This is a genomic window from Corynebacterium sp. HMSC074C04 (assembly GCF_001838295.1).
In the GTDB taxonomy this organism is placed as follows: domain Bacteria; phylum Actinomycetota; class Actinomycetes; order Mycobacteriales; family Mycobacteriaceae; genus Corynebacterium; species Corynebacterium amycolatum.
In genome coordinates this window covers 322,049-328,513 of the sequence record NZ_KV836270.1, presented here as the reverse complement: position 1 = coordinate 328,513, position 6,465 = coordinate 322,049, and the positions used below count along the sequence as shown (strand labels likewise).

5 protein-coding genes, 1 tRNA gene and 1 pseudogene are annotated in these 6,465 nt (G+C 60.2%); 3 read left to right on the top strand and 4 right to left on the bottom strand.

Translation table 11 applies throughout. The features are described from left to right. Window positions 1-251, bottom strand: a pseudogene (locus HMPREF3011_RS02695) (TPM domain-containing protein); the annotation flags it as partial. 28 nt (window positions 252-279) lie between these two features. Between HMPREF3011_RS02695 and HMPREF3011_RS02690 the strand changes: the two are divergent. Further along, the gene (locus tag HMPREF3011_RS02690; RefSeq protein ID WP_038626016.1) at window positions 280-1,572 is read left to right on the top strand and encodes a deoxyguanosinetriphosphate triphosphohydrolase; all 1,293 of its coding nucleotides are present in this window, start codon (window positions 280-282) and stop codon (window positions 1,570-1,572) included. A gap of 4 nt (window positions 1,573-1,576) precedes the next feature. Here the strand turns inward: HMPREF3011_RS02690 and HMPREF3011_RS02685 are convergent, their stop codons facing one another. Continuing rightward, on the bottom strand, window positions 1,577-2,095 hold the full coding sequence (locus HMPREF3011_RS02685) for a guanyl-specific ribonuclease (protein ID WP_038626014.1): 519 nt from the start codon (window positions 2,093-2,095) through the stop codon (window positions 1,577-1,579). A gap of 120 nt (window positions 2,096-2,215) precedes the next feature. Here HMPREF3011_RS02685 and dnaG point away from each other — a divergent pair, with 120 nt between their 5' ends. Continuing rightward, window positions 2,216-4,147 (top strand): DNA primase, encoded by a 1,932-nt coding sequence (dnaG, locus tag HMPREF3011_RS02680; protein ID WP_083327055.1) that lies wholly within the window; start codon window positions 2,216-2,218, stop codon window positions 4,145-4,147. Window positions 4,148-4,196: 49 nt separating this feature from the next. Here the strand turns inward: dnaG and HMPREF3011_RS02675 are convergent, their stop codons facing one another. Together HMPREF3011_RS02675 and HMPREF3011_RS02670 are read right to left on the bottom strand one after the other, a co-directional pair. Then, a complete protein-coding gene (locus HMPREF3011_RS02675; protein ID WP_016423101.1) occupies window positions 4,197-4,829 on the bottom strand; it encodes an MBL fold metallo-hydrolase in 633 nt (210 codons plus the stop codon). Beyond that, entirely contained in the window at window positions 4,826-5,983 is a 1,158-nt protein-coding gene (locus HMPREF3011_RS02670; RefSeq protein ID WP_052155616.1) for an S-(hydroxymethyl)mycothiol dehydrogenase, read from the bottom strand. The genes HMPREF3011_RS02675 and HMPREF3011_RS02670 overlap by 4 nt, the downstream gene beginning before the upstream one ends. A gap of 284 nt (window positions 5,984-6,267) precedes the next feature. Between HMPREF3011_RS02670 and HMPREF3011_RS02665 the strand changes: the two genes are divergently transcribed. After that, window positions 6,268-6,339 (top strand) — tRNA-Asn (locus tag HMPREF3011_RS02665). Window positions 6,340-6,465 lie beyond the last annotated feature (126 nt).

Below are 6,465 nucleotides of genomic sequence, written 5' to 3'. Positions count from 1 at the left end.
ATCTGCTCCTTTAAGCGAGCCTTTTCGACACCGCTCAGCACACCTGCGAGATCGTCCACGTCACCTGACGCATCCGCCGGTGCCTCGGCGTGCGCCAGGGATGTTGACGGTGCGAGTGCCAGCAGCGATGCGGGCGCATGAACCGGCGACTGTGTCGGCAGTGCAGTTGTGATGAGCGGCATGCTCAGGCCGAGGAAAACACCCGATGCGGCAAGGTAAAGGGGGCGAAACACGCGATTCCTGTCAGACATATCTACAAGGATACGTAACAATAATTACGTGGCCGGTAAATTTTCGTATTCATCTTTTGAACTCGCTCGTATCGTCGAGGAGTCTCCGAAGCAGTCATTGCTGCCCGGAGTGCAGACCTTGGAAACCCACCGGGCGGCGTTTGCACGAGATCGCGCTCGCGTCCTGCACTCCGCAGCGCTGCGCAGGCTGGCTGACAAAACCCAGGTTGTGGGGCCAGGGGAGGGCGATACTCCGCGCACACGCCTGACTCACTCGCTGGAGGTCGCGCAGATTTCCCGTGGAATCGCCAGCGAGTTGGGTGCAGATGAGGATCTCGCGGAGCTGGCGGGCCTGACGCATGACATCGGGCACCCGCCGTATGGCCACAATGGCGAGCGCGCCCTCAACGAGATTGCTGCTGGTTGCGGAGGGTTTGAGGGCAACGCTCAGACGCTGCGTATTCTCACTCGCCTAGAGCCGAAAGTGCTCGATGGTACAGGTGAGCCCTGTGGACTCAATCTCACGCGGGCGGCGCTCGATGCGGCTTGTAAGTACCCGTGGACACCAATCGGTCCCGATGGTCAGCTCCGCCACAAGTACGGGGCCTACCAGGAAGATGCCGCGATTTTGCAGTGGATTCGACAGGGCGTTCCGCACGGCAAGCAGTGTCTTGAGGCGCAGATTATGGACTGGTCTGACGATGTCGCCTATTCTGTCCACGATGTCGAGGATGGCATCGTATCTGGCCGCGTTGATCTGGGCGTTCTGTGGGACACAGTGGAGCTGGCCGCGCTCGCTGACAAGGGCGCTGCCGCATTTGGTGGCGATCCAGCGGAGCTCGTCGAAGCTGCCGGGCGTCTTGCCAGCTTGCCGGTGGTATCAGCTGCGGCGTCCTATGATGGTTCGCTGCGCTCGCTGGTTGCGCTGAAACGTATGACCTCGGAGTTGGTCGGCCGTTTTGTCACAGCTTCCGTCGCGGGTACGCGTGCTGCCTCCGGATCGACGCTTCCGCTCGGGCGTTACGACGCGGACCTCGCCGTGCCCAGCTCGATTCTGGCGGAGGTCACCATGCTGAAGACCATCGCCGTGCTGTATGTGATGGATCTTCCGCGTCATATTCGCCGTCAGGAGCGTGAGCGCGATCGCCTTTTCCGGGTGGCTGAGTATCTGCAGGAGGGGGCTCCGGGAACGCTTGATCCGATGTTCCAGTGGCTCTACTCCCGGGCGGAGAGTGACCAAGCGCGGCTGCGGGTTATCGTTGATCAGCTAGCGTCGATGACGGAGTCGCGTGTAGAGCGGCTTGATCGCCAGATTGCTGGTGTGGCCGTGGCGTGGGGATAGTTGTCTAGTCCTCCGCGTCTGGAATTTCGCAGAAGCTCTCGTAGTGGTCGTCGGTGTAGTACCAGACATCCGGGTCATTTTCGGAACCGCCGCCGACAACGATGCGACGTGCGCCGCGGCTGGAATTACCCGGTGTGGTCACGGTGTATTCGCGGTAGTAGTCACCGCGCTGCCTCGGCAGGCGTCCCTCGTAGTTGCCGAAGTGCTTGCCGTCGTGCTGCGAATAGATGTGGTCCTGGTCGGTCAGGATGCGGTCGATAACATCGTCGGCCTCCTGCGGCAGGGTATCTACTGCGCAGGTGGCGCCCTTGGCGCCAGTCTTGTTGCTGCCCGAATTAGTGCCAGGCTTCGGACTCGATTTCGAGCTGGGCGCAGCGGAAGTCTGCGATTCGGAATTCTGCGACCCCTGTGAGTTCTCGGATGCCGTAGAGTTCTGATCTCCGCCATCGAGCCCCAGATAGCTACCAGCTAGCACCAGGGCGGCAGCGCCTACGCCGCTCGCAATCTTCTTCCACTCAGCCATGGCTAGTATCTTTCCATATCTGTTGCCACCGGAACGTTTTTGGGTTGGGCGCGGGCGGCTCGTCGTTAAGCGAAACCTCTACGGCGGAGTCGATTGGACGGGTTGGGTAAGGTTATTTTCATGGCTAGGGGAAGAATTCCGGACTCCGATATCGCGGCGATCCGCGAGCGGACTCCGATTGAGGAGATCGTTGCGGAATACGTGAACCTCAAACCGGCTGGCGCGGATTCTCTGAAAGGGCTTTCGCCTTTTAAGGACGAGCGCACGCCGTCGTTCCACGTACGCCCCAATCATGGCTATTACCACTGCTTTTCCACTGGCAAGGGCGGTGATGTATTTAGCTTCCTCATGGAGATGGAACACCTGTCTTTCCCGGAGGCTGTCGAAGCCTGTGCGGAGAAAATTGGCTTCCACATTAACTATGAGGGCGGCGGCACAGGTCGTCGCGAGGAACCGGGAACCCGACAGCGTCTCATCGCCGCAAACCGCGAGGCACAGAAGTTCTACCGCGAACAGTTCTCCACGCCAGCGGCAGCACCCGCGCGAGAGTTTCTGGAAAACCGTGGATTCACCGCCGAGCACGCGGCACAGTTCGGCTGTGGCTACTCGCCGGCCGGCTGGGACACTCTAACCAAGCACCTGCAGCGTCTGGGCTTCAGCTTCGAAGAGCTGGATAAGGCGGGTCTTTCCAAGATGGGGCGGATGGGGCCGATCGATCGTTTCCACCGTCGTCTCATGTGGCCGATTCGCAATATGTCCGGCGATGTCATCGGCTTCGGTGCCCGCAAGCTTTTCGACGATGACAACCTGGGCAAGTACATGAACACTCCCGAGACCATGCTGTACAAGAAGTCCAAGGTGCTCTTCGGCCTGGATTTGGCCAAGAAGGACATTGCCGCTGGCCACCAGGCCGTGATCGTTGAGGGCTACACCGACGTCATGTCCATGCACGCCTCGGGTGTGACCACGGCCGTCGCGTCCTGTGGTACCGCTTTTGGCGAGGAACACCTCCAGCTGCTGCGCCGTCTCATGCTCGACGACAACTTCTTCCGCGGCGAACTCATCTACACCTTCGACGGCGACGAGGCAGGGCAGAAGGCCGCCATGCGCGCCTTCGAGGGGGAGCAGAACTTCACCGGCCAGTCATACGTCGCGGTCGCGCCGGACGGCATGGATCCGTGCGATTTGCGCCAGAAGAAGGGCGAGGCCGCAGTGCGCGATCTCGTCGCTTCACGACGGCCATTGATCGAATTTGTCCTCCGCACGCTTCTGGCCGACTACGACCTGACCACCGCTAATGGCAGGGTCTCCGGGCTGCGCCGCGTGGTGCCTGTCCTGGCCCAGCTCAAGGACGCGGCGCTGCGCGATGAGTATGCCCGCGAAGTTGCCGGCTGGATCGGCTGGAATGATGAGGCCGAGCTGGGACAGCGTGTCCGCGAGGAGGCCAGTCGGCCACAGAGCGAAAAACGCACTCCCTACCAGCGTCGCCAAGAAGAGGCCCGTGCCCGCGAAGAGGTGGAGGAAGCGCGGCGCCGGCGCAACTCGGCACTGCCGTATCCAAATCCGCGGGACCCTGTGCTCTATGCGCAGCGTGAGGCCCTCAAGCTGGCAATTCAGGAGCCCGCCACCACCGGCCCGGTATTCGATGCGCTCGCACCCGAGACCTTTGGGCATCCGACCTACCGAGCGGTATTCGACGCCATCATGGCTGCAGGTGGTGCCTGCGGGGAAGCGGCCACACAGCCACATAGTTGGGCGACCGCAATTATGGATCAGGCGCGGGAGGACGTCGTCAAGCATCTCGTGACTGAGCTGGGGGTGGAGCAAATCGCTGTCGATGCGGAGACGCTGCGCCCGTATGCGCAGGCGATTCTGGCGCGACTGCAGGAAGTGTGGGTCGGTGACCAGATTGCACAGCTGAAAGCGATGCTCTCGCGGATGCGCCCCTCAGACGACGAAACCGCCTACAACACGCTGTTCGCGGATTTGCTCGCGATGGAGCAGTACCGCCGCGAACTGCAAGCAGAGGCGGTCAAGGTTGTATTTGAGTAGCTAGTGGCTAGCAGTTTCTAGGCGCCAGCCACCCGTCAGCAGCTAGCGACTAGTAGCCGCGGCGAATCCACTCTTCCAAGTGTGGAGCCTCGCGACCAATCGTCGTGTGATCGCCATGACCCGTGCGGACAGTCGTTTCCGCAGGCAGGGTCAGCAGGTTGTCGCGGATGGAGTTAATAATCGTGTCGAAATCCGAGTAGGACCGGCCGGTCGCTCCAGGACCGCCGGAAAACAGCGTGTCACCCGAGAACAGCTCCGCGGCCTCCGGCACGTACAGACAGCACGAGCCAGGGGAGTGGCCCGGAGTGTTAATAATGACAACTTCCGTGCCCGCAATCTCCAGGCGCTGACCGTGTGCGAGGTCCTCGTGCGCCAGGTTCGGCCAGGACTGCTCCCACAGCATCTGGTCGCCCGGGTGGACCAGCAGGGGAGCGTCGAGCTTTTCCTGCAGCTCAGGTGCCACAGTGATGTGATCGTTGTGTGCATGGGTGCACACGATGGCCTTTACCTTGCGGCCATCCACCGCATCAATAATTGGCTGCGCCTCATGCGCCGCATCGATGACAATGACCTCACGGTCGTCGCCGAGCACCCATACGTTGTTGTCTACGTCCCACGTGCCACCGTCGAGCGAGAACGTGCCCGACGTGAGAACGTGGTCGACTCTCAAATCCTTGTTCACAGCGTCACCACCGATCGCAGTACCTTACCGGCCTTCATAGTTTCGAAAGCCTCATCAACATCTTCAATGCCAATGCGCTCCGTTACGAAGCCCTCCAACGGCAGGCGGTTTTGCAACGACAGATCTACCAGCATCGGGAAGTCCCGCTCCGGCAGGCAGTCGCCGTACCAGGACGACTTCAGTGCACCACCGCGGCTAAACACATCCGCCAGCGGGATGTCCAGCTCCATCGTCGGCGCCGGAACGCCGACCAGAACAACACGTCCAGCCAGGTCACGGGCGTAGAACGCCTGCTTGTAAGTTTCCGGACGGCCGACCGCATCAATCACGACGTCAGCACCGAAACCGTCGGTAAGCTCACGCACTCGCTTAACGACGGGATCCTCTTCCCCGGTGCCCTTATCGCTCTTAGTCAGCTCCGCAGAGTTAATGGTCTCGGTCGCGCCGAATTCGCGGGCGGTGTCGAGCTTCTCATCCGAGATATCGATGGCAATAATCGTGCTAGCGCCAGCCAGCTTGGCACCGGCGATAGCGGCGGTACCAACGCCACCGCAGCCGATGACGGCTACTGATTCACCGCGCTTGACCTCGCCGGTGTTGATGGCCGCACCGATGCCGGCCATGACGCCGCAGCCAAGCAGACCCGCAACGGCCGGATCGGCTGCCGAATCGACCTTGGTGCACTGGCCCTCGTGGACGAGGGTGGCATCCGCAAAAGCGCCGATTCCAAGTGCTGGGGTGAGGACGGTGCCGTCGTCAAGCGTCATGGGCTTGGAGGCGTTGAAAGTGCTAAAGCAGTACTGTGGCTCACCACGCTTACAGGCGCGGCACTCGCCACAGACGGCGCGCCAATTGAGGACAACGAAATCGCCGACGGCAACATGCGTGACCTCTTCGCCAACCTCGGAGACTACGCCTGCGGCCTCGTGGCCGAGGAAGAACGGGTACTCGTCGGCGATATCGCCGTCGCGGTAAGCCAGATCGGTATGGCACACGCCGCAGGCCTGGATGTCAACAATGACATCGTTCGGGCCCGGGGATGGGATGTGGATATCTGTAAGTTCTACCGGTGCACCCTTCTCGCGTGCGATAACACCGCGAACAACGCGTGCGGTTTGCTCGGTGTTTTCGGTTCCGTTGGTTTGTTCAGACATAAGTCCCATCGTATGAACGCGGTACGAAAAGTGCATGATGGAAAGCGTTTTCAGTACTGCTGGGGGCTTCGTTGGGCTGTGTGAGATTGCGTGGATTGTGTGGATTGCACGGATTGTGTGGTTTCAAGAACTCACAACAATGTCATGGCCGATGGGAATAAGATGCCTAAATGAACCTCTGACCTGGCGATTTGTGAGTTTCAAGGGGTCTGGGTAAAGTATCTATCCGTCGCAAGGAACGGTGTGGCCGAAGTATGGTTTAGCTAGTTCTTGGCGGTGAGTATTCCTCCATAGCTCAATGGCAGAGCATTCGACTGTTAATCGAAGGGTTGCTGGTTCGAGTCCAGCTGGAGGAGCAATTAGGCCAGGTCAGAGAGTTTTTCTCTGGCCTGGTTTTTCGTTTAAGAAGACGAAGAAGACAAAAAACAGACAGAAAATAATCCAAGCCCTAGGAAAGTCGGAAAAGTGTAACGCTGTCTCGG